We start from the raw sequence: 664 nt of genomic DNA, 5'->3' as shown, positions 1-664 counted from the left end.
CCCTCGCCGCAACCCACGACGGCCTCATCACCGCCCTCAACGAACTCCGCGACACCATCGACAACACCCGCCGCAAAGCCCGCGCCAACTTCTCCGGAACCGCCGCCGAATACTACAGCGAAGCCATAAAAAAATACACCACCGGCGACAACGACTACATCGCCGCCGCCACCGACACCAGCAGAAAACTCGCCGACGTCCTCCGCAAAGCCGCCGCCGACGCCGAATACATGAGCTGGATGGCCCTCGTCCAACTCCTCATGCTCCTCGCCGAAATCGCCTACGCCATCGCCATGGCACCCTGGACCGGCGGCGCCTCCCTCACCTGGATCCCCGCCTTCAAAGCCATCCGCAGCCTCCTCATCCGCCGCATCATCAGCTGGTTCTTCACCACCCTGCTCGGCCACATCGCCTTCGAAATGATCGGCGCCCTCGCCGGACTCTTCATCCAGATCGGCCAGATCGAAAACGGCAAACGCGACGCCCTCGACATGAAAATGGCCCGCGACGAATTCATCGGCGCCCTCATCACCGGCAGCATCTCCGCCGGCCTCGCCCCCATCGTCGACAAAGTCATCGGCCTCCAGATCGACCGCGTCCTCCGCAACAACCTCGACATCCTCACCAACACACCCCCACCCCGAATCGACACCGACCCGCCCCC

General features: G+C 63.9%; 1 protein-coding gene. It reads left to right on the top strand.

From position 1 onward, the window contains the following. Positions 1-664 (top strand): WXG100-like domain-containing protein (locus ABD284_RS25700; protein ID WP_344149078.1); only part of this gene is annotated, 664 nt, incomplete at both ends.

Source organism: Streptomonospora arabica (assembly GCF_039531585.1).
Taxonomy (GTDB): Bacteria; Actinomycetota; Actinomycetes; order Streptosporangiales; family Streptosporangiaceae; genus Streptomonospora; species Streptomonospora halophila.
The sequence above is the reverse complement of the archived record's forward strand: the minus strand, read 5'-3'. Positions and strand labels throughout refer to the sequence as shown.